This is a genomic window from Ruegeria sp. AB11, assembly GCF_056536325.1.
In genome coordinates this window covers 222,428-248,411 of sequence record NZ_JBQFJO010000002.1, presented here as the reverse complement: position 1 = coordinate 248,411, position 25,984 = coordinate 222,428, and the positions used below count along the sequence as shown (strand labels likewise).

At 53.6% G+C, this 25,984-nt stretch carries 30 protein-coding genes and 4 pseudogenes; 15 read left to right on the top strand and 19 right to left on the bottom strand.

Annotated features, from left to right (window positions below):
- Positions 1 to 7: 7 nt before the first annotated feature.
- The 7 genes from ACR3EJ_RS20685 to ACR3EJ_RS20655 all read left to right on the top strand — a co-directional run bounded on the left by ACR3EJ_RS20685 (position 8) and on the right by ACR3EJ_RS20655 (position 5,970).
- Positions 8 to 445, top strand: coding sequence for a universal stress protein (locus ACR3EJ_RS20685; protein ID WP_170547563.1), 438 nt, complete (start codon positions 8 to 10; stop codon positions 443 to 445).
- 7 nt (positions 446 to 452) lie between these two features.
- Positions 453 to 1,217, top strand: a complete 765-nt coding sequence (eutA, locus tag ACR3EJ_RS20680; protein ID WP_170547565.1) for an ectoine utilization protein EutA — start codon at positions 453 to 455, stop codon at positions 1,215 to 1,217.
- Positions 1,218 to 1,234: 17 nt separating this feature from the next.
- Entirely contained in the window at positions 1,235 to 2,224 is a 990-nt protein-coding gene (eutB, locus tag ACR3EJ_RS20675; RefSeq protein ID WP_170547567.1) for a hydroxyectoine utilization dehydratase EutB, read from the top strand.
- Between the two features lies 1 nt (position 2,225).
- Positions 2,226 to 3,218: an ectoine utilization protein EutC gene (gene eutC / locus ACR3EJ_RS20670; RefSeq protein ID WP_170547568.1), complete on the top strand. Its 993-nt coding sequence runs from the start codon at positions 2,226 to 2,228 to the stop codon at positions 3,216 to 3,218.
- 11 nt (positions 3,219 to 3,229) lie between these two features.
- The gene (gene doeA / locus ACR3EJ_RS20665; protein ID WP_170547570.1) at positions 3,230 to 4,417 is read left to right on the top strand and encodes an ectoine hydrolase DoeA; all 1,188 of its coding nucleotides are present in this window, start codon (positions 3,230 to 3,232) and stop codon (positions 4,415 to 4,417) included.
- Positions 4,414 to 5,406, top strand: a complete 993-nt coding sequence (gene doeB, locus ACR3EJ_RS20660; protein ID WP_170547572.1) for a N(2)-acetyl-L-2,4-diaminobutanoate deacetylase DoeB — start codon at positions 4,414 to 4,416, stop codon at positions 5,404 to 5,406. The genes doeA and doeB overlap by 4 nt, the downstream gene beginning before the upstream one ends.
- A 153-nt stretch (positions 5,407 to 5,559) precedes the next feature.
- Positions 5,560 to 5,970: a hypothetical protein gene (locus tag ACR3EJ_RS20655; protein ID WP_170547574.1), complete on the top strand. Its 411-nt coding sequence runs from the start codon at positions 5,560 to 5,562 to the stop codon at positions 5,968 to 5,970.
- Positions 5,971 to 6,053: 83 nt separating this feature from the next.
- Here ACR3EJ_RS20655 and ACR3EJ_RS20650 read toward each other — a convergent pair.
- Positions 6,054 to 6,275, bottom strand: a pseudogene (locus ACR3EJ_RS20650) (DDE-type integrase/transposase/recombinase); the annotation flags it as partial.
- Between the two features lie 293 nt (positions 6,276 to 6,568).
- Here ACR3EJ_RS20650 and ACR3EJ_RS20645 point away from each other — a divergent pair.
- Entirely contained in the window at positions 6,569 to 6,802 is a 234-nt protein-coding gene (locus tag ACR3EJ_RS20645) for a fatty acid desaturase (RefSeq protein ID WP_480423642.1), read from the top strand.
- Positions 6,781 to 7,107, top strand: a complete 327-nt coding sequence (locus ACR3EJ_RS20640; RefSeq protein WP_480423459.1) for a hypothetical protein — start codon at positions 6,781 to 6,783, stop codon at positions 7,105 to 7,107. The genes ACR3EJ_RS20645 and ACR3EJ_RS20640 overlap by 22 nt, the downstream gene beginning before the upstream one ends.
- A gap of 321 nt (positions 7,108 to 7,428) precedes the next feature.
- Here ACR3EJ_RS20640 and ACR3EJ_RS20635 read toward each other — a convergent pair whose 3' ends face one another.
- From ACR3EJ_RS20635 to ACR3EJ_RS20570, 14 genes and pseudogenes are all read right to left on the bottom strand, one after another.
- The gene (locus ACR3EJ_RS20635; protein WP_170547576.1) at positions 7,429 to 7,677 is read right to left on the bottom strand and encodes a ParB N-terminal domain-containing protein; all 249 of its coding nucleotides are present in this window, start codon (positions 7,675 to 7,677) and stop codon (positions 7,429 to 7,431) included.
- Positions 7,678 to 7,751: 74 nt separating this feature from the next.
- Positions 7,752 to 8,441 carry a hypothetical protein gene (locus tag ACR3EJ_RS20630; protein WP_170547578.1) on the bottom strand — a complete coding sequence of 230 codons (690 nt, stop codon included), beginning with the start codon at positions 8,439 to 8,441 and terminating at the stop codon, positions 7,752 to 7,754.
- Positions 8,441 to 8,578, bottom strand: coding sequence for a C17orf78 family protein (locus tag ACR3EJ_RS20625; protein ID WP_170547580.1), 138 nt, complete (start codon positions 8,576 to 8,578; stop codon positions 8,441 to 8,443). Before ACR3EJ_RS20625 ends, ACR3EJ_RS20630 begins: the two co-directional genes overlap by 1 nt.
- A 1,560-nt stretch (positions 8,579 to 10,138) precedes the next feature.
- Positions 10,139 to 10,759: a tyrosine-type recombinase/integrase gene (locus ACR3EJ_RS20620; protein ID WP_170547582.1), complete on the bottom strand. Its 621-nt coding sequence runs from the start codon at positions 10,757 to 10,759 to the stop codon at positions 10,139 to 10,141.
- A 164-nt stretch (positions 10,760 to 10,923) separates the two neighbouring features.
- Positions 10,924 to 11,721 (bottom strand): hypothetical protein, encoded by a 798-nt coding sequence (locus ACR3EJ_RS20615; protein WP_170703756.1) that lies wholly within the window; start codon positions 11,719 to 11,721, stop codon positions 10,924 to 10,926.
- A gap of 427 nt (positions 11,722 to 12,148) precedes the next feature.
- Positions 12,149 to 13,339 (bottom strand): annotated as a pseudogene (locus tag ACR3EJ_RS20610) (IS91 family transposase).
- Between the two features lie 11 nt (positions 13,340 to 13,350).
- Positions 13,351 to 13,812 carry a tyrosine-type recombinase/integrase gene (locus ACR3EJ_RS20605; protein ID WP_480423640.1) on the bottom strand — a complete coding sequence of 154 codons (462 nt, stop codon included), beginning with the start codon at positions 13,810 to 13,812 and terminating at the stop codon, positions 13,351 to 13,353.
- The gene (locus ACR3EJ_RS20600; RefSeq protein ID WP_480423655.1) at positions 13,785 to 14,045 is read right to left on the bottom strand and encodes a hypothetical protein; all 261 of its coding nucleotides are present in this window, start codon (positions 14,043 to 14,045) and stop codon (positions 13,785 to 13,787) included. Before ACR3EJ_RS20600 ends, ACR3EJ_RS20605 begins: the two co-directional genes overlap by 28 nt.
- Positions 14,042 to 14,221: a hypothetical protein gene (locus tag ACR3EJ_RS20595; protein WP_480423456.1), complete on the bottom strand. Its 180-nt coding sequence runs from the start codon at positions 14,219 to 14,221 to the stop codon at positions 14,042 to 14,044. The genes ACR3EJ_RS20600 and ACR3EJ_RS20595 overlap by 4 nt, the downstream gene beginning before the upstream one ends.
- Positions 14,222 to 14,425: 204 nt before the next feature.
- Positions 14,426 to 14,791 (bottom strand): hypothetical protein, encoded by a 366-nt coding sequence (locus tag ACR3EJ_RS20590; RefSeq protein WP_170546195.1) that lies wholly within the window; start codon positions 14,789 to 14,791, stop codon positions 14,426 to 14,428.
- A 164-nt stretch (positions 14,792 to 14,955) separates the two neighbouring features.
- On the bottom strand, positions 14,956 to 15,195 hold the full coding sequence (locus ACR3EJ_RS20585; protein WP_480423312.1) for an integrase core domain-containing protein: 240 nt from the start codon (positions 15,193 to 15,195) through the stop codon (positions 14,956 to 14,958).
- 27 nt (positions 15,196 to 15,222) lie between these two features.
- A pseudogene (locus ACR3EJ_RS20580) lies at positions 15,223 to 15,327 on the bottom strand (hypothetical protein); the annotation flags it as partial.
- Between the two features lie 188 nt (positions 15,328 to 15,515).
- Positions 15,516 to 15,662 (bottom strand): annotated as a pseudogene (locus tag ACR3EJ_RS20575) (IS3 family transposase); the annotation flags it as partial.
- Positions 15,663 to 15,870: 208 nt separating this feature from the next.
- Complete coding sequence (locus ACR3EJ_RS20570) at positions 15,871 to 16,080, bottom strand: transposase (RefSeq protein WP_480423455.1); 210 nt, start codon at positions 16,078 to 16,080, stop codon at positions 15,871 to 15,873.
- 655 nt (positions 16,081 to 16,735) lie between these two features.
- Between ACR3EJ_RS20570 and ACR3EJ_RS20565 the strand changes: the two genes are divergently transcribed.
- Positions 16,736 to 17,785 (top strand): GFA family protein, encoded by a 1,050-nt coding sequence (locus ACR3EJ_RS20565; protein WP_170546192.1) that lies wholly within the window; start codon positions 16,736 to 16,738, stop codon positions 17,783 to 17,785.
- 172 nt (positions 17,786 to 17,957) lie between these two features.
- Here the strand turns inward: ACR3EJ_RS20565 and ACR3EJ_RS20560 are convergent, their stop codons facing one another.
- Positions 17,958 to 18,821, bottom strand: coding sequence for an alpha/beta fold hydrolase (locus ACR3EJ_RS20560; RefSeq protein WP_170546188.1), 864 nt, complete (start codon positions 18,819 to 18,821; stop codon positions 17,958 to 17,960).
- A gap of 208 nt (positions 18,822 to 19,029) precedes the next feature.
- Here ACR3EJ_RS20560 and ACR3EJ_RS20555 point away from each other — a divergent pair, with 208 nt between their 5' ends.
- Positions 19,030 to 19,989, top strand: coding sequence for an alpha/beta fold hydrolase (locus ACR3EJ_RS20555; RefSeq protein ID WP_170546185.1), 960 nt, complete (start codon positions 19,030 to 19,032; stop codon positions 19,987 to 19,989).
- Between the two features lie 538 nt (positions 19,990 to 20,527).
- Positions 20,528 to 21,037: a hypothetical protein gene (locus ACR3EJ_RS20550; protein WP_170546182.1), complete on the top strand. Its 510-nt coding sequence runs from the start codon at positions 20,528 to 20,530 to the stop codon at positions 21,035 to 21,037.
- Positions 21,038 to 21,383: 346 nt separating this feature from the next.
- Here ACR3EJ_RS20550 and ACR3EJ_RS20545 read toward each other — a convergent pair whose 3' ends face one another.
- Complete coding sequence (locus tag ACR3EJ_RS20545; RefSeq protein ID WP_480423638.1) at positions 21,384 to 22,199, bottom strand: IS3 family transposase; 816 nt, start codon at positions 22,197 to 22,199, stop codon at positions 21,384 to 21,386.
- A 26-nt stretch (positions 22,200 to 22,225) separates the two neighbouring features.
- A complete protein-coding gene (locus ACR3EJ_RS20540) occupies positions 22,226 to 22,513 on the bottom strand; it encodes a transposase (RefSeq protein WP_170703282.1) in 288 nt (95 codons plus the stop codon).
- A 217-nt stretch (positions 22,514 to 22,730) separates the two neighbouring features.
- Between ACR3EJ_RS20540 and ACR3EJ_RS20535 the strand changes: the two genes are divergently transcribed.
- Positions 22,731 to 22,868 carry a hypothetical protein gene (locus ACR3EJ_RS20535; RefSeq protein WP_170546179.1) on the top strand — a complete coding sequence of 46 codons (138 nt, stop codon included), beginning with the start codon at positions 22,731 to 22,733 and terminating at the stop codon, positions 22,866 to 22,868.
- A 627-nt stretch (positions 22,869 to 23,495) separates the two neighbouring features.
- Positions 23,496 to 23,945, top strand: a complete 450-nt coding sequence (locus tag ACR3EJ_RS20530; RefSeq protein WP_170546176.1) for a DUF411 domain-containing protein — start codon at positions 23,496 to 23,498, stop codon at positions 23,943 to 23,945.
- A gap of 72 nt (positions 23,946 to 24,017) precedes the next feature.
- On the opposite strand, the gene ACR3EJ_RS20525 is transcribed toward ACR3EJ_RS20530, so the two are convergent.
- The gene (locus ACR3EJ_RS20525) at positions 24,018 to 24,626 is read right to left on the bottom strand and encodes a Spy/CpxP family protein refolding chaperone (RefSeq protein WP_480423452.1); all 609 of its coding nucleotides are present in this window, start codon (positions 24,624 to 24,626) and stop codon (positions 24,018 to 24,020) included.
- Between the two features lie 702 nt (positions 24,627 to 25,328).
- Between ACR3EJ_RS20525 and ACR3EJ_RS20520 the strand changes: the two genes are divergently transcribed.
- Positions 25,329 to 25,982, top strand: coding sequence for a L,D-transpeptidase (locus ACR3EJ_RS20520; protein ID WP_170546174.1), 654 nt, complete (start codon positions 25,329 to 25,331; stop codon positions 25,980 to 25,982).
- Positions 25,983 to 25,984: the final 2 nt, after the last annotated feature.

Below are 25,984 nucleotides of genomic sequence, written 5' to 3'. Positions count from 1 at the left end.
CTGACGCATGTTTACATCAATACTGGCCGCATTTGACGGGTCCGAAGGCGCAGTCGCGGCAGTTCAAAAGGCTGCGGAGCTAGCGAAACTATCGGGCGCTGAACTCACGATATTGACCCTCTATCGGCACCATTCGGTACTCGAGGGGTCAATGTACGTAACAGACGTTGAACAGCCCGATAACATTGACGAAATCATGCGCGAGCGTTCCAAGGAAATCGCAGAAAATGGCGCATCAATCGCCCGAAAAGCAGGCTGCGAGAACATACGTGCCTTCGTCAAGGGCGGGCCCGTTGCGCGCACAATCGTCGGCTTCTCGCAAGAGCATCAGAACGACCTGATTGTCATGGGAAGCCGTGGTTTGGGATCAATCGAGGGGTATCTGCTGGGAAGCGTTTCGCACAAGGTGACAAGCCTGGCACAATGCCCTGTACTTGTGGTTTGAGGTAGAAATGGAATTGTCCATAAAGTCTTCGGTTTCATCCGTTGCATCCCGTCTCGACGCCCGCCCCGTTGCAAAGCGTATCGGATTGGTCGCTCTGGCCACCGATCACACGACCGAGTTTGATTTTTCGCGGATGCTGCAAGGTCAGGATGTTGGCGTCTATGTGAATCGTATCGCGTTCGAAAACCCGACCACTCACGAAAGTCTTATGCGGACCGGCCCGCGTCTAACTGCTGCCGCGGCCGACATCCTGCCGGGTGAGGCGCTAGATGTTCTGGTCTATGGATGCACCGCCGCCTCTGTGGTTCTTGGCAACGACACGGTGGCCGAACACATGAACAGGGCCAAGCCCGGCGTGCCATGCGTGACCCCGAGTTCCGCCGCCTTTGATGCTTTCGACGCGTTGGGCGTTAGGAAGGTCAGTGTTCTGACCCCCTACACGCAGGATGTAACAGAGTCCCTTTCTGCCTATTTCTCGCAACGCAGCGCCACCGTTGTGAACGCCGCCTGTTTCGGGCTGACCGATGACCGCGAAATGGCGCGTATATCCAAAGAAAGCATTGTCGAGGGCGGGGCTGCTGCCTGCGCCGATGATGCCGATGCGCTTTTCATTTCCTGCACCGCCGTTCGGGCCGCCGGATGTGTCGAGGAATTGGAGCAGCGGCTGAGCAAGCCGGTTGTGACGTCCAATCAGGCAATGGTTTGGCGGTGCATGAGGCATCTGGGGATACCCTCTGACGTGCCACACGGCGGCTTGCTGTTTAAGACGTAACATGCTCGGAATAAGCAATGAAATCTGAAATCACTCTTCAGGACAGCCACGCGGCGCGGCAGCGCATTTCTGGCCATGTCCGGACCACTCCGATTGCCGCCTCATCCAGCCTGAGCGCGACAACCGGTGGCACCATAGAACTCAAATTAGAGCAGCTGCAAAAAACCGGCAGTTTCAAACTTCGCGGCGCGTCCAACGCTGTGTTGTCGCTGACCGAAGCCGAACGTGCGCACGGTGTAGTCGGTGTCTCCACCGGCAATCACGGTCGCGGTCTGGCATACGCGGCAAAACAAGCGGGCGTGCGGTGCATCATCTGCATGTCCGAGCTTGTGCCGCAAAACAAGGTGGACGGGATCAAGGCAGAAGGGGCCGAGGTGCGTATCGTCGGGCGATCCCAGGATGATGCTCAGCTGGAAGTCGATAAGCTCGTTGCCGAAGGCATGGTGATGTTGCCGCCGTTTGATCACCCTCAGATCATCGCAGGACAAAGCACACTGGCGCTTGAGATGCTTGAACAGTCGCCAGATCCCGATACCGTACTGGTCCCCTTATCCGGCGGTGGGCTGATTTCTGGGGTAGGCTTGGTCATCAAAAGGCTGAGTCCATCGACCCGCGTGATTGGTGTTTCGATGGAGCGCGGTGCCGCCATGTATGAAAGCCAACAGGCGGGCAAGCCCATTATGGTCCCCGAGCTTCCAACCCTCGCGGATAGCCTCGGCGGCGGGGTCGGGCTGGACAACGAATACACTTTTTCAATGACCCGTAGCTTTGTCGACGAGATCGTTCTGGTCAGTGAGGCAGAGATCGCCGCAGCCATCCGCCACGCCTATTGGCAAGAACGTCAGGTCATCGAAGGCTCGGGCAGTGTTGGGATTGCCGCGCTGATGTCGGGAAAAATCAAAGGTCCCGGCAAATGCATCGTCGTCATTTCGGGGCAGAATATCGATATGAACCTGCATCATCGGATCATTTCCGGTGAAGATGTGGATGTGGCACAGGAGAGTTGAGTTGCCAGAAATCAAAATACTGACCGAGGCCGACCTTCGCACGCTCGTTCCGCTTGACATCGACGCGATCGATTGCGTTGAACAGGGGTTTGCAGTGCTGGCCGGAGGCAGCGTCGTGATGCCCCCGATCATGACGTTGATGGTTCCGGACCATAATGGCGAAGTGTGCGTGAAGTCCGCCTATGTTCCCGGCATCGACAGTTTTGCTATGAAGATGAGCCCCGGATTTTTCGACAACCCCAAGTTGGGCCTGCCAAGCACATCCGGGTTGATGGTGTTGTTTTCTTCCAAGACGGGTATTCTCGAAGCTCTGCTGCTGGATAACGGCTACCTCACGGATGTCCGCACCGCCGCCGCCGGAGCCGTGGCCGCGCGTCACTTGGCAAAAGAAGACGCAAGCAGTGTCTGTGTCATCGGGGCCGGAGTTCAAGCCAGATTGCAATTGAAGGCTCTTGCTCTTGTACGACCGATCGCAAACGCAGTGATTTGGGCGCGAGACAATTCAAAGGCCGATGCCCTGGCGACCGAACTGCGGGATGACATGGGGATCGACGTAAGTGCGAAGGAGGACGTCGCTGCTGCTGTATCCTCGGCGGATATCGTCGTGACCACCACGCCCGCTTCCACGCCTCTAGTCATGTCGGACTGGTTGCGACCGGGGCAGTTGGTCATCGCGATGGGGTCGGATCAGGAACACAAGGTTGAGCTGGAACCGGGCTGTCTGGCCCACGCGGACCTGTACGTACCGGATAGTCAATCGCAATGCGCCGTCAAAGGTGAATTGCGTAGCGCCCTTGCCGCAGGTGTTATTCCTCCCGATAAGCAGTTTGCTGAGTTGGGAGAGATCGTCGTTGGCAATGTGTCTGGTCGGCGGTCAGAAAGCGATATTATCATAGCCGATCTGACAGGCACTGGCGTGCAGGACACCGCCATCGCCACGCTCGCAAGGCAACGCGCCGAGGCCAAAGGCGCGGGCACTACATTCAACAGCTGAAGAAAAACACCATGAACGCACCCATTCTCCACTTCACGCCCGATGAATTCGCAAGCCGCCTGTCCAAGACCCGAACCGCAATGGCGGCGGCGGGGCTGGATGTGCTCATAATATCGGACCCGTCCAATATGGCGTGGCTGACAGGTTATGACGGCTGGTCCTTCTATGTGCATCAGGCTGTTGTCGTCGGCACCGATTTCGACCCGATTTGGTTCGGACGCGGCCAGGACGCGGCAGGCGCACGTCGTACCACATGGCTGCCCGAGGCCGATATCATTGGCTACCCGGACCACTATGTGCAATCCACCGAACGCCATCCGATGGATTATCTCGCGGCGCGTCTGACCGAGCGGGGTCAGGGCACCAAGCGCATCGGCGTCGAGATGGACAACTACTGGTTCTCGGCCAAGGCCTATGCCGCCTTGACCAGCGGCCTGCCTGACGCATCGTTTTTCGATGCAACGGCGCTGGTGAACTGGCAGCGCGCAGTGAAGTCCGAGACCGAGCTTGACTATATGCGCGTAGCTGGGCGGTTTGTCGAAAAGATGCACAAACGCATCTTCGAAGTGGTTGAGCCAGGTCTTCCAAAGTCTTCGCTCGTGGCCGAGATTTATGACGCCGGTCTGCGCTATGACGATCAGATTGGTGCTGGGGGCGACTATCCCGCGCTTGTCCCGCTTTTGCCGTCCGGGGCGGATGCCGCCGCGCCGCACCTGACATGGGATGACAAGCCCATGAAGACCGGCGAAGGAACGTTTTTCGAAATCGCGGGCGTGTATCGCAGGTATCATTGCCCGTTGTCGAGAACCGTTTTTCTTGGCCAGCCGACAAAAGACTTTCTTGAAGCCGAAAAAGCGGTTCAAGAAGGAATGGAAGCCGGTCTTGAAGTGGCCCGCGCGGGCAATCTCTGCGAGGACATCGCCAAAGCCTTCTTTGCGGTTTTGTCCCGCCACGGAATTGAGAAAGACAACCGAACCGGCTATCCGATCGGTCTATCTTATCCCCCGGACTGGGGCGAAAGGACCATGAGCCTGCGGGCGGGTGACAAAACGGTTCTTGAACCAAACATGACGTTCCATTTTATGACGGGTCTTTGGATGGACGAATGGGGCTTTGAGATTACCGAGAGCATCGTCATACGCGACGGTGAACCCGAATTGCTCGCCAATGTTCCACGCAAACTGATGATTAAGCCATGACCGCGACCAATCCGATCTCAAGCACGGTTCCCTTCGAACAGGATGGGGAGTTTCACGGCTTTCTATCTCTTCCGCACAGCCGCGAGGACAGTGCGTGGGGCCTTATTCAGATCCCGATTTCAGTGTTTCGAAACGGGGATGGCCCAACCGCGCTGCTTACAGGGGCCAACCACGGGGACGAATACGAAGGCCCAATTGCGCTCCAGTCGCTTGCACATGATCTGAGCGCCGAAGAGATAAGAGGCAGGGTGATCATCGTGCCTTACATGAACTACCCCGCATTTCGGGCCGCACGGCGGATTTCGCCGGTAGATGGGCTCAACATGAACCGCATCTTTCCCGGCAAACCCAATGGTACGGTGACAGAAAAGATTGCAGATTATTTCCTGAACCGGCTCATCCCCTTGGCAGATATCGTTCTCGACTATCATTCCGGTGGCAAGTCTCTGGACTTCATTCCATTTGCTGCAGCCCACTTGCTTGAGGACAAAACCCAAGAAGCGGCGTGCATCGCCGCGATGGAGGCTTTCGGCGCTCCTTACTCAATGACGCTTAAAGAAATCGACTCCGCTGGCATGTACGACACAGCGGTCGAGGAGGCAGGGAAGATTTTTGTCTCCACCGAGCTTGGAGGTGGCGGCTCCGCCACAGCGCGCTCAGCCAGCATTGCGCGCAGGGGTGCAGAAAATATCCTGAAGCACGCTGGGATTTTGAAAGGGGAGCCAATTGGTACTGGCACCACTCGCATCGATACCACCGGCGGCGATTGCTTTCACTTTTCGCCCTGCGACGGGATGCTTGAGATGTTGTTCGATCTCGCGGATGATGTGGCCAAGGGCGACACCATCGCAAGGATATGGCCCTTGGATGGGTCAGGACAAAAGCCTGCAGATGTGATTTCAAATGAGACTGGGATTCTGGCAGCACGACATTTCCCCGGCCTGATCAAGCACGGCGATTGTCTGGCTGTTGTGGCCGTCACTCAGTAACGCTTGGCAGTGCTCTGTTCGTTTTGCTTGCTCGAAAAAACGTCCAATTCGGGCAAATGGGGATAGTGCAGGACGTATGAAATCAAACCCTCCTGAACGCATCTAGACCGGTTTTACTGAACGCGCTCGACTAAGTGGCAGAGGAGGGTTATCGTGCTGCAAAACTCAGAGACAGGCGAGGAAGAGACCATTGTTGCAGGACCGGAAGTCGCAAACTTCGACCAAATTGAAGAAGGCGACACAGTCAAAGCGGTATACACACTGGGGGTAGCCGCAAACATGGCATTCCCCGGCGAGGTTGACAGTATGGTTGAATTAGAAGGCCAGGCTGCAGAGGGATCAACACCGGGCGTGGCTGCCGGAACCATGGTCACGTTAATTCTGACTTTTGTTTCCTTCGACGCCGCGAGCTCAATCGCCACTGTGACGGACAGCAGCGGCACAGAACAAATGATCGAGGTTGAAACGGATGTTGGTCGTGAGTTTGTTGAACAGCTTGGCCCGGGAGACAGAGTAGCTCTGAGCTTCACGGAAGGTCTCGCTGTGGGAATTGTTGAAGAATAGGCGTCGTCCGCAGCGCAACATCATAAGGCGGGTGCTGTCAGACAAATTCGAACCAGTCCCTGGTAGGCCAGTAACGCTGTCCTTTATTCCATGCCAAGTTCGCGCCACTCGGCAAGAGCGGCACTGCGTGTCAGCTTTAAGGTGTCTCGGCTGGTGAGCGATCTTTCCTGGTTGAAATGGTTGTAGACGGAGGAATGAACGGCAGCGAATTTTTGCAAACTTCTCATACGCCTGAAACGTTGCATAGCGCGTTCTCTTCGTCGGAATGGAAGGTGGGAGTTCTCAACGCGGTTGTTGAGCCACCTATCGGGCCGAACCTACCTTCGACATTGAAGCGGGCCGTGACGGACGTGACAACGCTGCCAATCTGGCACTCGCCTGACCTTTTTCGGGCACCCTTTCTGGGTGCCCGTTTGCACACTGGGCTACTATAAGCTGTTGGAGAACAAGTAAGTTGCAAACAAAAGTCTGGACGCGGGCGCTCGCGCAATACCGTGTGCCCGATGCGAAGCGCAGTATTTAAAAAATTGCGATCACTGTTGTCCCCTTTTTTGCACTATGGGCCCTAGCGTGAACGGCTTCATCTTTTAGCGTCTGGATCGCAATATTACTGACCATCCTGAATGCCGCATTTCTGGTCCGTATCTTCATCATTATGCATGATTGCGGTCATGGATCATTCTTTAGAAACCGCAATGTTTGCAATTGGACAGGCCGGGTTCTAGGTGTTCTTGCCCTGACACCCTATGACGTTTGGCGGCCAAGCCATGCGATTCACCACGCCTCAACCGGTAACCTTGATCGCGCGGTATGGGTGACATCCCTACATTGACCACTGAAGAATACTTGAAGCGGAAGTGGTTCTGGCGTGCCGCTTATCGTCTGACCCGGAATTCCACCTTCCTGTTCGGTGTCGCGCCGATCTATACGTTCTTCCTTCAAAATCGTTTACCTCTTGGCTTCATGCGGACAGGCTGGCTGCACTGGGCAAGTGCAATGGGAACAAACGTCGCGATTGCAGGGTTATTGGCACTGGTTTTTTGGGCCGTAGGCTTTGAGGTGTTGGCGTATGTTTTCCTGCCAACCATGATTGTCGCATCGTCACTTGGTATTTGGCTTTTTTACATTCAACACTAGTTTAAACACACGACCCGGGATCGGGAAGAGAGCTGGAATCTTCAGAACGCCGCATTCTATGGAAGTTCTCACTATGCCCTGCCTGACATCCTGCGTTGGTTCTCTGCTAATATAGGCGTGCACCATGTTCACCACCTAGCCAGCCGAATACCTTTTTATCGGCTAAACGAGGTTTTGCGTGACCATTCTGAGTTAGAAAACTGCCAGCGTATTACTCTGTATGAGAGCTTTCATTGTGCTCGATTGCATCTTTGGGATGAAAAAAGTCAACGTCTGCTGACATTTTCCGAGGCTTTGTCTAACGCCAATTCCAATAGGCATTTAGTGCAACCTAGCGTGTACCAGATAGGCTTCGACCGTATCACCGCCCAAGGCGCGAATGGCCTCTAATCGGTGAAGGCCTTCAATCAGCACGAACCTCTTGTTATCCGCGCGTATCTGAATAGGCGTCTTCTGGCCGTTCTTCAGGATATCATCGGCCAGCGTCAGGACTTTTTGCTGATCAAGTGTTTTTGCACGTTTTATAGGTACATAGATCAATTCAAGCGGATATGGTCTTTTTTCCAACATAAGCTACGTGTGCAACCTTTCGTGCATTTGTCCCGGTTCGGTGTTCGCTTCAAAAGCAGGCGCTGGAACGTACGTCATAGGACTGAACGAACAGCATCACGCAGTTCCTGATGCATAATCCAAGTCGCGGGCTCATCGTCACTTTCGATGTGAGAAAACGCCAGGACCTGCGCAGCGCCATCATTTTGTACCGATCCGGCTTCGGGTAGGTCCAGTTCCAGATATTCTGCGATCAATAGTCCGATTTTCTTGAAGACCTTGATGGAGGCCTCGCGCGATTTGTAACCGGCTGCCTGAGACAAGTGACCAATGGTTAGACCGTCCTTGCCTGCGATTGTGAGTGCTTTGAGCATTGTGACCTGCGCAGGGGTGAGCCTGATCTGGCGCAATGCCTCGGCATATTCTCTTTCACTGGGAACGAGGGTGCCGGAGTTTCCCTCCAAACGGCGTTGACCGCTACGCTTCCTGTCTCGTTCTTCGAGAACTTCTTTTAAGGCTTCAATGGCTAATGCCGGCGTTTCACCAACTGCATCGGCAATCATTGCCTGCGTTTTAGCTGGTGGCATGGGGAATGCCCGTGCAACACTATTACCGCTCAGAACGCCAGCCTTAATCAAGTACTTTCCAAATTCTACTTCAATCACTCCTGATACGTCAGCGTTCCGCGACTTACGAACACTGCGGTCCTGAAATGCACTTTGTTCCACACCACGAGCTGACATATTGTAGTCCGGAAGGGTTACTTGAGGGGCATTTTTGCGCATCAGAAAAACACCACAACAATTATCGCCGTGACAAATACCGCTATCGCGATAAACATCTTTACATTGTAGGACCAGCGATGCGCCCTTTCCGCCTTGAGCCTTTTGCCCAGATTTTCGTCAATCGAGTTATGGTTCACGGCTTGGTCCTTCCGGATATTTCAGGCGGTATTGATTTCCACCAACCTATTGTAGCGGCACATTTTCGGCGCACTTGTCATTCTGTCTCGTGAACGGCCGATTACATTCCCAACCATCACCTCTTCGATTTAAGTGAGCGTTGAAAGGGACAAAAATCGCAACACACCTGTTCTGGTTCGCGCGAAAACCACGCTCACACTTCCATCCAGAATATGTGTCAGACGCGAGGTATGCGTGATCGGGAACGATCACAAAGTCACAGCCACCTTCCGTCGCTTTGAACCCTCTCAGACACACCCAGCCGTCAGCGCTTCGCCTGTCAGATAAGCGCCCGTTCTCGGGAACTTCTATTGCAACGCACTCCCGGCCCTCTTTGCGAAAACCCCAGTGGCAATGTGCTTCTTGAGCACCAAATCGTGTTTCGACGAACCCGTTTTCAGGCACAAACACTTCTTCACATCTATCTTCGACACGTTGGAACAAGCGATTGCACTTCCATCGATCTCCGGTCGATGCAAGATATGCGTTTTTAGGAACTGCTATTTCCTCACAAAGATCTCCAACACGCTTGAATCCATGGTTGCATTCCCAACCTGGACCATAGGAACTGCCGGTCAAATGCGCGTTTTCAGGTGCGTTTGCTCTTTGACACGATCCGTTCTTGTTTTCGAAACCTTCGTCACAAACCGATCCTTCGGCATTGCCTGCAACTTGGGCAGAAAGCTGTGTACCTGAGAGCAACACCAAAAGTGTCGGGATCAAACAAAGAATGCAGCGCGTAAACACGATGAATGACTGATTGAAACGGAGCCTGAGACCTGATCTATCGGGCATCAAGCACGCAATTTATGAGCCATGTGCTGTTCATACGGCGCCTTCTTTCATGGGTCACGCGATGACTGGGGCCTGTCAGGTGACAGTTGCGAATGCTTGCGAGGAACGAGCTCATAGCGAAGACCCCAGCGAAACCCGTTCCAATGCTGGGGCACATGCTACAGTTAGTCTGAAGGCCATTGGATCACCGAAGCCGGCAGCATCGCGGCGACGAATAAATCTTCCCAATACACTCTTGTGGTTCCTAGCCTGTGAAGAGTCAAGAACGTACCCTCGTCACGACACGGCCGCGCAACGAAGCCGAACACTGATAGAGGAGAATCAAAAGGAGGCTTCGTTCGCGACCTGTTTATTGGCCGGTCCATCTTCGCCGCATCGAACATCAACGACCGGTTTGCCCGCCGCGCAGCGGCGTCCGCAACTTCGCAATTGCAGCGATTTTCCCGCTGCGTGCGCGCGCAGCACAAAAATCCAAGGTACAGGTCGGGCTCGAAGAGGACGTTCGCCGCACTTTACAGGAGTGACTGCTTACTTCGCACAAGCAGTCACATGGGAGTGATGACGCCCCAGCTACTGACCTGAGCCCGGCGATCCGGGCGGGAGATTCAACTCAATCGACAACCATGGTGACGCTCGTCTCGGCTCAGAAGCCCAGTGGATGGTCAACACTCATGCGACAATCGCCAGTCACGAAAAGCGGGCGACTCTTGCCGCCCGCTCAATCTTCACACGTCGATCTTTTCTGCGATACTCAGCGCGTCTTCTAATTCAACTCCAAGATATCGAACTGTGCTGTCAACCTTGGTGTGGCCAAGCAAAAGCTGCACCGCGCGTAGATTGCCTGTTTTCCGGTAGATCAGTGCCGCTTTTGTGCGTCTCAGCGAATGCGTGCCGTAACCGCTCGGCTCCAAACCAATTGCCGACACCCAATCGAGGACCAGACGCGCGTACTGTCGTGTCGATATATGCGGCCTTTCGTGGAAGCGGCTTGGGAAAAGGAAAGAGCGTCCAAGCATCTCCGGGCGACATATCCAGGTCCAGACGGACAGGCGGGTATTTTCCGAGACCTCGAATTGGACCGGCCGTTTTGTTTTGCTCTGGACAACTGTCACGCGTTCGCGGACACGATCACCAGTAACAAGATCGGCTACGTTCAATCGAACGAGATCGCAGCCTCGCAGCTTGCTATCGATCGCAAGATTGAAGAGTGCCAAATCCCTGAGATTGTGCGAGAGTTCAAGCCGGGCGCGGATGGCCCAGACCTGCTTCGCGAGAAGCGGGCGTTTCTGGCCTATAAGGCGACCTTTGGGCCGTTCAATCGTGCGTTCCGCGAGAAACACCAACAATCCCCGACTGAGTACCGTAAAGCAATTGGCCAGTAACCTCCGGCAAGCGGCTACAACTAGCCCAATGCAGACTAGAACTCGTCCTAATATTAGTTTTTTAAGAAGTTTCAGTCAGGTTCGCGCGAGTGTCGTTGATATACCGCGACAACAAACTTCCGAATGGCTCACTTCGTCAACCGATCTTCCGAGTATACATTCGGGTCGATGATCGCGACTATGTCGCTGCCGCTATCCTCCAAGCCAAGTCTTTCGCACAACCGTGCTGATGCAACGTTGCCCGGAGCAATGCCTGTCTTGAACCCAGTTGCGCCAAGTTTTTCATGAGAGTGTATCATAGCTTTGGCCCCCAAGACTTTTGCTACACCTTCACCCATGCGTTCAGGCTTTGTCGAAAGTTGCCCCCATTGAGCGCGACGATGCAGCCTACTGCTGGGCGGATGGCACAGAACTGAGCCCGCGGTTGCAACGGGAGCACCTGAGCTGTCAAAGACGACCATCGCAAATCCGGGGCGGGACAATCCGCGCATAACCGGCCCTATTGGCGGCAGAACACCGTGGCTCATCGCGACTTCTGCGAAAGCTTCAAGCCATTCTGGCGGAGAGTCTCGATCAATCACACGTTCGGTCAAATCCTCGGGCAACGCCCGTGTGGCAATTATTTTTCGAGCAATGTCAACACAGTTCAGCCCGCCAAGATAACAAGCGATTGTGTCGGTTTTTAATCCCTGACTTTCAATGACTTCTCGCGTCTTTGCCACCTCCTGACGCGGTATGCTTTCTATCGCCGTGATGCCGAGTATTCGAGCCATTGCAACGGCATCATCCAAAGCCCCGCCGTACTCGTTGGCAATTTGAATACCGCGCCCATGGCTACAAAATCGAGGGTCATCACCCAATAGCTGGATAAGATGCTCACCCATGGTCGACATGCGTCGCTGTGCAACACTTCCAAATACTTCCATAGGTTATCCTTTGGGCCGCCGCAAAATGGTTCGACGATGATCGTTTGATATGAGTTGCGTCGTCAAGCGCACGTCAGACGCGAGACCGCGACGAAAAGAGAGTTATTGGTCGAGGGTGAATGTCAACTATGTCTATGGTTTGTGGCTGCTGTCAGCGCGAGCTGCAGCGGCGACAAATCCGACAAGGAGGAAAGCGCGGGCTGTTTTGGAGCTATGGGGATTGTGGGCTACAGCTGGGATGCCGAATGTTTAGAGTGAACGGCTGCTTGACGACGGGCGGTGTATGAGAGCCTTTTTTCCCGATACTGCCTGATTGGATGGCCTCTCGCCATGAGGTTGCGGGCCTGATGGCGCGCATGATTTGGAGAGGTGGCCGCACTGAATGGTCCGGTGCCTTTTCGTTGCGAGGCCGATTGGGTTGGGCTGTTCATGCGGCATCCTCCCATGGTGGTGCCAGGATTTGGGTGCTTGGCCGCGCAGGAAGACCTCGATAACGATCATGGTACTGCCGCATTTTGGGCAAGACTGGTGCGCGGGTCGATCATCGCATTCGGCGCTGGTTACCTCATCCGGTGTTTGATCGGGCTTTGGCTCTGCATTCAGCAAACGCCTGATCTTCGCGATCCTGTTGCGACGAATGCCGTTAGCCAGAAAGCCCGAGTTTCTGATGCGGTGGAAGCCGAATGGCAGAACGTGGATCAGGAAGCGGCGGATGAACTCGTCCGTTGGCAAGCGCATGACCTTCATCCTGTCTCCGCGTTTGATGCGATAGTCGTTCCACCGGAAGACCACGGTGCCCGCGTCGGCACTGACCAGACGATGGTTGGAGATCGCCACGCGGTGGGTATAACGGCTTAGATAGGCCAGCACCGCTTCCGGCCCGCCGAAGGGCGACGACCCAATCGGTTTTGCGCAGCGGCGCGAGATGGGCAGCGAAGGTATCCGGGTCTGCCAATCCCACCAGATTACCGAAGAAGCGCAGCTTACCTGCCTTATGCAATCTGACCAGCCCATCGAGGAACAAGCGCCGAAACAGCCTCGACAGGACATTCACCGGCAGAAAGAACCCCGGACGGCAACCGATCCAGGAGGTGCCATCCGGCGACAGCCCGCCTCCCGGCACGATGACATGCACGTGCGGATGATGGGTCATCGCTGATCCCCATGTGTGCAGCACCGATGTCATGCCGATCCGAGCGCCCAGATGTTTGGTGTCAGCAGCGATGGTCAGGAGCGTCTGCGCGGATGTCTTGAACAGCAGACCGTAGACCGCTGCCTTGTTCTGATATGCGATGTCGGCGATCTGGGATGGCAGGGTGAAGACCACGTGGAAGTACTCGGCCGGTAGCAGATCTTCCATCCGTGCCTGCATCCAGTCCTGTGCTGCGTTGCCCCGACACTTCGGACAGTGTCGATTGCGACAGGAGTTATAGGCGATGTGGTGATGATCACACTTTGTGCAGGCCGCAACGTGCCCGCCGAGCGCGGCGGTCCGGCAATTCTCGATGGCAGACATCACTTTGAGCTGCGGCAGGTTCAGGTGTCCGGCATGGTCCCGACGATAGGCAGCCCCATGGGCGCGGAAGATATCCGCAACCTCCAGTTTTGGCCGGGGTATCTGGGCGCGACCTAACCGGGACCGGCCTCCCGGCTCACCAGCAGATCAAGTGGGCTGGTCACATCTTGAATCGTCTTGGTCGCCACCTTCGTGTAGATCGTCGTGGTCTCCAGTTTGGCGTGTCCCAAGAGAACCTGGATTACACGTATGTCCGTCCCGCCCTCCAGCAGATGCGTCGCAAAGCTATGCCGGAGCGTGTGAGGCGACACCTTCTTCTTGATCTCGGCGAAGTCGCGCGCCACCGCGAAGGCCCGGTTGAACTGTTTAGTCGATATCGGATCGACCCGGTTGCGCCCGGGGAACATCCAACCTGCGGGCCGGGCCTCACGGTAATAGTCGCGCAGAAGTTCCAACAAGCTCGGCGACAGCATGACATGACGGTCCTTGCGACCCTTTCCTTGATCGACGCGGATTAACATCCGGTCGCTGTCGATGTCGCCGAGCTTCAAATGGGTGACTTCGCTGGCGCGCAGCCCGCCGCCATAGGCAACGCTGAAGGCTGCGCGATAACGAAGACCTGGTCGGGCGCGGCCTCCAGAATGCGCGACACTTCCTCCGCACTCAGCACCACCGGGATCTTCTTGGCGGCCCGTTGATACCGCATATGCCGCTTCATCTCCGGGCGCGGGCACGTGGTCGCAAAGAAGAAACTCAGCACCGTCAGACGGTTGTTGAAGGTTGGCGCACCGACACCCCGTTCCTTCATATCAAGCTGGAACGCTCGCAGTTCCTCCGGCGTTGCGCTATCGGGTGCATGCCCCAAAACCGGGTGAAGTCCCGCATCGCACGCAGATACATCGTCTGCGTCTTTGCTTGCAGTCCCTTGATCTGCATGTCTTCGACAAAACGTTGGCGTAGTTTAGGAACATAATGATCTGACATCGAAACCTCCTGTCATCAGATTGAGAAGGTCCCAATCGTCAGACAGGCGCGCCTATCCACCAAATCCACCGCTCAAATCAGCGCGTAAGTCCCGCCACAATCGCCATTACCGCGAGAGCGGTTTCGTCCTCGTCCGCAATGTGGACATCCTTTGCGATTTGCCGAATGACCACTTCGAGCCCAGAACGGACAGTTAAAGCAGCATTACTTCGCCAAGTCTCCTACGATGCCTATGGCATCAACAACAGTCGAGAGGTCATCCGTAACTTCCAAAATTTCATCATTGACGCGAATATAGCGATTTCCTTTTCCCGGTGGTTTCAATTTCCAATTCGACAGGTCGCTGATGTTTGAGTAGTTTAGGTCGCTGGGAAGCTTTGCACCGCGCGTGTACCTCTTGATTTGCCCTGGCGGCACCGCCTTTTTACCCTTGCTTGGCTTGCCGTCCACTTGCACTTTCTTGTCTTTGGACTTGCCGCCCTTGTCTTTGGCTAACGCTAAATCAACCCCGCCAATTGATAATGCCAGAGCAAGAACCCAAACAAATCCAGTACTAACTCTCATATTCATTCCCTTCACTCAAACCATACCCAGACGCTCATGCTGGCGACTAGAAAGATTAACTCCTGATAAAGTCTTCAAAGATGGAAACGCAGGTTACCACTTCATAAGTAACAGCCTTATGTTACATCAGGACCGATAAGTAGCGTGCGACCGATGCGTCTTTAAGGTGTCTAGCCCCCGTGTTCTGGGCCATCTCGGACTAGAGTTTCGGGGACTGGTGGGCGCATGTTGAGGGCCTGATGCGGCCGGGTGTGGTTGTATTGCCTGAGCCAGCAATTGATCACGATCTGTGCCTGCTTGGTCGTTGTGAACCATTCGGAATTGAGAACCTCGCGGCGGAGCGTTCCATTGAACCTCTCGTTGTATCCGTTCTCCCAGGGAGAGCCCGGGTAGATCCGGATCGGGTTCACACCGACCTTCTCGAGCCAACTCTGGGTTGCCCGTGAAGAGAACTCTGGGCCGTTATCGCTTCGAACGAAATCAGGCTTTCTGTGGCGCAGGAACAGCCCGTAGAGAACCTCCAGCACATCTTCAGAACCCATGCGGGTCCGAACTTCCACTGCGAGCGCCTGCGGGTGTATTCATCCAAAACCGTGAGCATCTTGTAGCTCCGCCCATTGCTCAGCTTGTCGTGAACGAAATCGACGCTCCAGACATGGTTAGGATGCGTCGGTCGGAGTCGAATGATCGAGCTGTCCTTGTGGTACAGGCGACGCTTCTTCTTGTGCCGCTGCGGGAGTTGCAGACCTTCCTCCCGCCACAGCCGTTCTACCTTCTTGTGATTGACACGCCAGCCCTCGACCCGAAGTAGCTGCGCCACCTTACGGTAGCCATACCGGCCATAGCTCTTGGCCAGACGGATCATGGCCAGTCGAAGAGCATCATCGTTCTTCTCTACGGCCTATTGCATGGAGCTGCGTGCAAGGCCGACCACCTTGCAGGTGCGACGCTCTGATGTGCCGAGCTTCTGGCGAGCATGAATGACGGCCTGACGAAGTTGGCTCGTCGTCAGGCCCTCGGTTTTAGGTAGTTCAGACTTTCTTTGAGGATCAGCTTGTCCAGTTCCAGTTCGGCCACGATCTTCTTCAGCCGGGTATTTTCTTCTCCAGGCTGCGCAACTCCGACAGTTGCGACTTGCCCATGCCACCGAACCGACGCCGCCAATTGTAGTAGGTCGCATCGCTGACACCGACACCACGACAGGCTGTCCGAACATCGTCGCCATCTGCCAGCTTCAGTTCAATCTCACGCAGCAGCTTCAGAATATCTTCGTCCGAGTATCGCTTCCGAGCCATCCCTTGTTCCCCCTTCTCGGCCAAAGTAGTGGCCCAAGTTTAGGGGGCAAAGACAAAGGCAATAGACCAAAATACAAGTCCAAAAAACGAACGCGCCTGCTGGCTCAATAATCCTACTAAAGTTCGACAGGGAGCCATTCCCTTTAACACCGTGGGCCACGGCGCTACTGCCACTTAGCGTAGGGAATAGGTCCCTTTTTTTTGCTTAACCATGTTCAACTCATAAAAATTAACTACAGGGTTCATATTTTTCCCCACATTAACCCGTTGTTAACATCAGAGTATTTTGTGTTTTTTCGCGTATTTGAGGCTATTTTCGAAGACAATGTTGTTGAATGTTTCGATATTGTATAGCCAGAACTGATCGCCCCCCCCATTTAATTGGTCCGCACCTATAGTTGGGAAACGAAGGATCAAAGATGGGGACCAAGCGAACGAGCGCATTCGGACTGTTGCAACTTTTCGAACTGCGTCGCCAAAGCCAGCTTCGTCCGCAAGACAGACATCGGGCTGAAATCACTGAACGTCCGCACTGAGCCCAAGGCGGGCTCTCAAAAGCGAATATTGAAACCCAAGTTACCGTGGCTCGATGCGACCGACTTTATGCTAAAGTAAGTAGGCACCAATTGGAGATCATTAGCTCGGAGCAACGGAGATGGAACGCAAATTAGCGGCCATTTTGGCCACCGATATAGTCGGTTTCGCGGGATTGGTATCACGCGATGAAAGCGGAACATTAGCTAAGTTGGTTCGACTAGAACGTGAAATCATCGGCATGCAGGTGGAAGCAAACCGGGGTCGTGTTTTTAAGTCTACTGGCGATGGGTTTTTGGCTGAGTTCTCGAGTGTCTTTGAGGCGGTCAATTGTGCAATTAACATTCAAAGAGCCTGCGCACGCGAAGCACGCCGGTCGAACAGTGACGACCCTCTCATCTTACGCGTCGGCGTTTCTCTCGGTGATGTCGTTGTACACGGCGACGATATTCTCGGAGACGGCGTAAATACTGCGGCACGGCTTGAAGCAATAGCGGAACCAGGTGGAATCGCGGTTTCAGGAGAAGTAATGGCGCAAATAGCGGGCAAGATAGATCTTCCGCTGGCGGATTGCGGTCACAAAAGACTCAAGAGAACTGATAGTCCAATACATGTCTACATGACCGTTTCAGAACCCGGAGAAGAGGGAGGTTTTCTGGATTTTGATGAAGATGAATTGGCCAAAACCTTAATAACTGGTGGCTGCATCTGTGGGTTAGTACGGTATGAAATAAACGCGCCTGCCATAAGCACCGGGTATTGCCATTGTAGTTGTTGCAGAAAATTTTCTGGTTCAGCAGTTAATGCATGGGCGGCTTTTCCCGCTTCTGCTGTTCGATTTCTCACCGAGGAACCTCGATACTTCGCAACTACGCCGATAGCAAATCGTGGCTTTTGTGCCAGATGCGGGGCAAGCCTAACTTATAAGCTCGTAAAGCCACGAGAAACGGCCTATCTGGTCCTGCATACTTCGAGCCTCGACCAACCGGAAAACTTTGCTCCTTCAGTCCACTCCGGAATAGAAAGCAAAATGCCTTGGTTTGATATTTTGGATGATTTGCCGCGGACAAGATCTTCAGACTCCAGAGTTTTGCAAGAAGCATGGTCAAGTGTCGGTCTACCAGACCCTGAAACTTGGGGACCTTTGGCTAAGCCGCCTGATGTTTTTTAGTGATCGAGCGATTTCTGCTTTATCCGCAAAGAGAGCATTCCTAGCGTTTGAGAAAATGACAACATCGAGCCCAATGCGGGCGCCCATTCGACGTTAGTGCGGCTGCACAACGACCGAACGCTCGCAGACCAGATCGGTCGGTCGTTTTTTCTAGATTTCCAGTGTCCCCGGCTCACGATCTACTGATCGGCTTGACTTCCATTGAAGCCATGTCGCGGCGGTCAACAGTTCTAATATGCGACAGCACCTCCATCTCGAAACTTTCCTTGAAGGTAAAGGGACCCAAATGGCCAGCACCTTTCAGAACCTTTAGTTCAACAAGCTTGCCTTGGGATGCCAGAAGTTCTGCGATGCGCTTTGTGTGCACATGCGTCTGCGATCCGCGAATGATCGTAGAGGGAACTCCCTCAGAAAGAATGTATTCTGGGTCAGGTTCTTTCAGAAGCGCATCGAAATCGCTTGGGGCTTTGTGAACCCAATCAATCATAGCGCACCTGCGTTCACGACTCAGGGCTTGCCAAGAGCCAAGTCCTCCCCAAAAATCAGTAAAAACCTGTGCGCTAAACTCTTCGCATCCCTCTTCTATGCCAGTTCGTATTGCGTTTGTGAGGCTAACAATCTCGGAATACAATAAACCATCAGTCACCTCTCCGGCTTTCAGTAGGCTGAACAAAGTTGGTTCATAGAGACAAAGTGATCGAACAAGGTCGGGTCGAGCTCTGGCGATATGCAAAGCCAGCGCTCCTCCATAGGAGTGTCCAATCAAGTGAGCGGGCCTGCCAAGCTTCGCAATCTCAGTGATGATCGAAGCAGCTTCGTGTTCCAATGTGAACGGCCCGTCGGGGATTTTATGACCCCGAGACAGGGTTCCAATTAGGTCGGGCGCTATTGTTTTGGTTTCATCGCTCATCCGGGCAAACAGAGTGCGCCACTGGCTTCCGTCAGCACCGGAACAATGTAGCCCCACGCAGGGAGCGGGCGAAATTTGGGACCGGGACGGCGAAGCGTGTAGTGATGCGTCAAATTGTTTATTCATGTGATGACCTCCAATCTGAATTTCACAATGGTGTCACTCATCTGTCCTTCAACCTATCGGACACATGTCCCGGCTAGACTCAAAACGACGGGAAATTGTTGGGACATTTGCCCCAAATTGACTAAAAAAGGACATGCGAACCGTTAGATACACTTCCTCAAGCGATGGTACGTCGCTGGCGTGGAGCAAATCCGGAAACGGCCTGCCCATGGTAAAGGCGGCTAATTGGCTTACGCATCTCAGTTATGATCTCGACAGTCCAATTTGGTCTCACTGGATCGAAATGTTAGAAAGTCAATTCACCCTTGTTCGATATGATGAGCGAGGCTGCGGATTATCTGACAAGCGAGTTGAGAATCTGAGTATTGATTACTGGGTTGATGATCTCGAAGCTGTAATCGACGCCGCTGAAATAAATGAACCATTCTATCTTCTGGGTGTTTCTCAGGGTGCGGCGACTTCTATCGCGTATTCGCTCATGTATCCCGACAGGGTCGCTGGGATGATACTTGTTGGCGGCTATGCAAGGGGCAGTAACCACCGTGGACCGGTTGCCGCCAAGAACTACAAGACTGTAATCGATATATTTCGCTTGGGTTGGGAGAATGACAACCCAGCATTCCAAGATGTATTCACATCAAGATTTCTTCCTGGCGCGGCAGTCGAACAGCGCTCATGGTTCACAGATCTTTGCCAAAAGACCGTTTTGCCTGAGACAGGGGCCGACCTGCTTATGGCGCGCGCTGACGTAAATGTTGAGAGCCTTCTGCCAAAGGTTTCAGTTCCAACACTGGTGATCCATTCAAGGAACGATCAGGTTATTCCGTTTGAAGAAGGACAACGTCTCGCTCAGAAAATTCCCGGAGCGACAATGTCTGCTTTAGAGGGAAAAAATCACATTATCCAACGCGATGAACCTGCCTGGCGCGCTTTTTCCAAGAGTTTGCTTGAGTTTACATCTTCCGGACAAACGACGGACTTTAACGATTTGACAAAACGCGAACAGGACGTGCTGAGACTCATCTGCCAAGCAATGAGTGGTAAAGAAATTGCTAGAAGTCTTCAAATGAGTGAAAAAACCGTTCGAAACCACACAAGTAAAATCTACGCCAAACTTGAACTGCAAAACAGACAGCATGCAATTCGCACGTATGGGCATCTGTTCTGATTAGAGCATGAAACTGCAAACCTATTAATCTGATCTAACGTGGCAATGGTAGCTTTGTCCGCAAGTCGGACGTCGATGTCGGAAAACTCGCTGCGTTTCGCATGAACGGCTGCTTTTCTTGCTGCATTACGGCTGATGATTTTGGTATTCGTATTGCCGCATATGCGAACAAATGCGACGAGCAGCTTCCGGATTGGGCTCTATTGAGACCTTAGCCGCAGCTTTGATGAAGGACCGCTATTCAGATTGGGTCAGAAATGCTTGACGTTTGGGTCAGAATTGAATGACGCGATTTGCAGTTTTATTGAGGTTTTGGCTGTCGATTGAGTCAAAAATCAGTGACGTTCCACAGTAATTGTAAGGCGACACATAGTTCTGCCACCAGCGACAGAACCTTGCCATTTGCGCCTAACTTCCTTCCCCCAGCATCCAGACCGATTTCGTTAATCCTGACTTTCTTTTTGGAAATTCAGGGCTGATTTGCAGATCAGACACCGAAGGCGCCTGTTCCTGCTGATCTGCCACGTGGCGAACGCGGATGAGGGCGAAGGCGCTGATCCGACAGAATGTTCTGGAAGCCTATCTTTTTGGAACGTCTCTGCGCTATGTTCCATCGTCCTCGGTACAGACCTTGCTGACTAGGATTGAAGGCCTACGCATTGCCTCTCGGGCACGTCATAGGTTGCCCCTCTCGGAATACAGCCGACAGAGCAGGGTGGCCCTGGCTCGCGTTGTCGCCGATTGGGCAACAGGCCAACTGACCGGCGTTTGGAGAGATCCGGACGTGGAAGGGTTGGCTGGAATTCTTGTCGACTGCGCTGAGATATTGGAGAAATCGGAGCGCGTGTTTTCCGGCGATCTGTCGCTTCTGGATGCGGCGGCGCGCTTGAGAATTAGCGTCGGGTCAATCCGGCTGTTGCGGGATGGTGGATACCTAAAGCAGAAAAAAATGCGAAACCCGGACACGCAGCGCTACCGTTGCTACATCACTGAAGAAAGTATTCAGGCTTTTGAAAAACATTATGTAACGCTGGGCCAAATGGCGTGACAGTTTGAGATAGCAGCGGTCCATTTTGGTCCAGCATTGGATCGAAGAGAAGTTGAGACTATCCCCTGCGAGGCTGGGTTTGTTCGTGCCTACCCGAACGAGACACGAGATGTGGTTCGGGAACTGACGATTGGGGGGGTAAAACGTCAATCTAAACTGACTGCTTGAGTCAACAAAAGCTGGTGGCGGAGCTAAGTTGATGCTCCGCCGCTCATGCTCATCAGTTTTAGTGGCGGTCTCTCGATTGGGCCAACTACGTAGAATTGCTGAACTGCGAGGTGAAGAAAAATGACTAGCAGTCGAAGAAATCTTACTGAATCGCTTCAACCAATATGGGAGGCCGTGTCTAGCCCCCGTGTTCTGGGCCATCTCGGACTAGAGTTTCGGGGACTGGTGGGCGCATGTTGAGGGCCTGATGCGGTCGGGTGTGGTTGTATTGCCTGAGCCAGCAATTGATCACGATCTGTGCCTGCTTGGTCGTTGTGAACCATTCGGAATTGAGAACCTCGCGGCGGAGCGTTCCATTGAACCTCTCGTTGTATCCGTTCTCCCAGGGAGAGCCCGGGTAGATCCGGATCGGGTTCACACCGACCTTCTCGAGCCAACTCTGGGTTGCCCGTGAAGAGAACTCTGGGCCGTTATCGCTTCGAACGAAATCAGGCTTTCTGTGGCGCAGGAACAGCCCGTAGAGAACCTCCAGCACATCTTCAGAACCCATGCGGGTCCGAACTTCCACTGCGAGCGCCTGGCGGGTGTATTCATCCAAAACCGTGAGCATCTTGTAGCTCCGCCCATTGCTCAGCTTGTCGTGAACGAAATCGACGCTCCAGACATGGTTAGGATGCGTCGGTCGGAGTCGAATGATCGAGCTGTCCTTGTGGTACAGGCGACGCTTCTTCTTGTGCCGCTGCGGGAGTTGCAGACCTTCCTCCCGCCACAGCCGTTCTACCTTCTTGTGATTGACACGCCAGCCCTCGACCCGAAGTAGCTGCGCCACCTTACGGTAGCCATACCGGCCATAGCTCTTGGCCAGACGGATCATGGCCAGTCGAAGAGCATCATCGTTCTTCTCTACGGCCTGGTATTGCATGGAGCTGCGTGCAAGGCCGACCACCTTGCAGGTGCGACGCTCTGATGTGTCGAGCTTCTGGCGAGCATGAATGACGGCCTGACGAAGTTGGCTCGTCGTCAGGCCCTCGGTTTTAGGTAGTTCAGACTTTCTTTGAGGATCAGCTTGTCCAGTTCCAGTTCGGCCACGATCTTCTTCAGCCGGGTATTTTCTTTCTCCAGGCTGCGCAACTCCGACAGTTGCGACTTGCCCATGCCACCGAACCGACGCCGCCAATTGTAGTAGGTCGCATCGCTGACACCGACACCACGACAGGCTGTCCGAACATCGTCGCCATCTGCCAGCTTCAGTTCAATCTCACGCAGCAGCTTCAGAATATCTTCGTCCGAGTATCGCTTCCGAGCCATCCCTTGTTCCCCCTTCTCGGCCAAAGTAGTGGCCCAAGTTTAGGGGGCAAAGACAGCCGTAGGCAAGCTGGGCGCGAATAGTCCCGCGCTTAATCTAAAGGCCTATCTCGATGAGATTTGGAGCGAAGACAAAACAACTACTGCTTCTTTGGGGACTTGAAAGGGTCTCGCCCGACGAGACGAAAAAATTGCGGAAGATCTTGAGGCCCAATTCAAGATGATTGCGGTCGCCTATGCCACCGGTGAATTGGATGAGATCGACCGCGTAGGTAACTACCTATCGTTCATACGTCGCATGAAAAAGCAGGGCGTTTACGAGATTGGACACTGGAGTGATGAGGATCCAGATGGGTGATGTCATATCAAGACTCCGAGTCATCTGACAGCGGTACAGTGATGCTCTCGGTTTGTCATGGACGACATGTTCCCGCAACGGCTTTCCATTTAAGCAACCAGCGAAAATTGGATTGGAGATGTTAGATGTTTGCTTCATCGACCTAGTTAACGTGCCATATGCGTCTTCAGGTTAGCAAGGAGTCAGTTTACTGCCGCTAAGTAAAAGCTGCCGCAATGGGGAGTTGACCTGCGTCAAAGCATATGTAGCCGGATTGCTACTAAGTTGGTTGGCACATGAAACATAAACATTGGATCAAGCACCCGCGCAGAGCGGCATTCTTGGTCATAGTGATTGCATTGTCAGGGTGCACGGGCAGGCACCACCAAGGCAATTGGCGTGGCCACGGCTTAGAAGGATGCTATGGACCTCACCACGACGTTTATCGCGAGGTCCATTGCCGAGCGCTCGAGTGAACTTGAGCCATACGCGACGCAACACACAAAACGTTTGGCGACCAGTGTTATTTGGATTGAGATTCAGACCTTGTATCGAAACTGCCCGATTGATGCTCAGTCCGGTAACATTGAAAAGTTTGGCCTTGGCACAATATCTTTGTAGTCCCATGAGGAAGCGGAGAAGAGACCAATGAAACGACGCGAATTTTTACTAGCGGGTACAGCAGCAGTGTTAGCCACTCCTTCCGTCGGTCAAGAAGCCCCACTCATCAAAGTCTACAAGACGCCAACCTGCGGCTGTTGTTCCGCGTGGGTAGATCACCTGATTTCCGCAGGATTTCGCGCCGATACGCTAGACATGGAACAGGAGCAGCTGTGGTCGCTTAAAGAACAAATGAAAATCTCAGATGAGCTTTCCAGTTGCCACACTGCAATTATTGGGGACTATTTTGTCGAAGGTCATGTCCCGGCAGAAGACATCTATCGACTTTTGTCCGAACACCCTAAAGGCCTCGGCCTGACAGTTCCAGGCATGCCGATGGGTTCACCCGGCATGGATTTTTCAGACGAACGAGAACCTTATGAAACCTTGCTCGTTGGTCTGGATGGGACGACGAGGGTGTTTGCTCGACACAGCTGAGAGATTGGATAAAGGGCAATCAGACTTCCTAGATCCGTGCTCAGCATTGGATTGCGCTGAATTCAAAAGGATTCAGCGGCAACCGTTGTGTTTTTTCCACATGGCTGGGTCGTGGCCTTCGGGCACATTGGAGCACGGGTCGTTCGCATACCCTCTTAGAATGCTGTATTGCTGGATTTGATCTGCGCTCAACAGCGGTGTTGTTTGCTGGTGCCGGGACAGATGAACCAGTCGTAATTCGGCCCTGGCCGTTTCTGCCGCTTTAACAAGTTTGTTTAACTCGGCTAAGTCAAGCTGGTCACCGGCAAACGCTTCGCTCAACGCCGCTTCGGCCTCAATAAACCGCTCGCCTGCGACGATTGCCTGTTTGCGCATTTCTGAATAGATCGCGCCAATTCTTTCCACCTGATCCTTCGAAAGTCCAAGTTCATCTTGCAATTCGAGCAAGTGTGCTGGGCCTGGTTTGCCATTCAGCTCCGCTGGTAAAGCAAAACCCCAACCTCCGCCGCGCCGCAGCTCTTCTAAATCGGTCTCTGATAAGCTTTTGATGGTCCTGGATTGCAGACCAGCGTAAGGCTTGGCTTCCTCGTCGTGATTGTGACTTTGCGCGAGGGCTACATGAGAGTAATGGATCGTACAAAGCGCCGCTACGATTAGAAATTTAGGTAAAAACTTGATCATCAAGTCTCCATGCTGTTCATCAATAATGCCTTCTTCTATACACTGTTTTAGCCCGGATAATAAATTTCACACCGTCCGCTTAGGGCTCCATCGTAAACCTCCTCGATGCGCAGGAAACATGGCTGCGATTGGGTGAATTGAAGTGACGGTGAGTTGGGTATGCAGATCAGCAAATCACCTAACCTAAGATTGCTTCACAGAAAACCGCTTCAGCGACGTTTGCGGTTTGTTAAGGAGAGGTGTTTCAGCCAAAACTAGTCTGCGTGTGCCTTTGGACCCAGAAGACTTTCGATAAATCTGCCGGGCGTCTGGCACGGCGTTGTGAGTACGGCAGCTTCGCCGTCCTTCCCGTCGCCGTGATTGAACTGCCCTGCCGTGCATGGTCCGGTGGCGAGCGACCCACTCGCTGCGCATCAGTTTTGTACCTTGGACGATGATCCAAGTGCCAGGCCGCGCTGATTAAAATTGCGCGCGAAATGCCGCAGGAGCCTCATGAGATGCATCCGCTTTGCAATAATTGTTACCTTGAGGCTTGGTACTTGATGCGCAAAGGGTTCGATTATGCCTGTGTCTTGAATGCCCACATTTAGGTAGCCAATCGATTTGAACGAATTATTGAGTGGACATGTTGGATTGTGCGATTGATTGTCTTCAACCATCTGAAAGATCCGGCAACCAAACCAAGCAACAGGAGCGTTATCAGTGTTGACCAGACGACATTTTGTTGCGACTTCGCTCGCTATTTTCTCTCAGCCAGTTTTCGGAGTGAAATCGGCGACGGCTTCGCAATGGTCGGTATGGGACGCCAGAGTAACGCCGCCCAATTTTGATCCCGCGACCTCCAATCCCTGGGGGTTACACCCACGTTTCCTGCCTCAGCGTGTGCAAACCAACCGGGCGCTTGTTTCGGGTGACATACATGTCGATGCGGTAGCGCGATATCTATATTTTATCGAAGACGGCGGTACGGCAATGCGCTACGGCGTAGCCATTGCGCGGGGAAATCTTTACGAGCCCGGAGTCTACACAATCAAGCGAAAGGCCAAATGGCCGCGTTGGACTCCCACCGCCGAAATGATTGAGCGCGACCCTGATGAATATGCGCAATTCGCAAATGGTGTGCCGGGTGGGCCAACAAACCCATTGGGATCAAGGGCGCTTTATCTCTACGAAGGTGGTCGCGACACATACTTGCGAATTCACGGAACGCCTTATCCAAGATCTATCGGAGGTCGCGCAAGTTCTGGCTGCGTAAGGATGGCGATGCCACATATCATCGGGCTTTATGATCGTGTCAGGCCAGGGTCCACGGCTCATCTCTACCCTCCCGAGCGGCTTCTGACCGCGACCAGCTGACA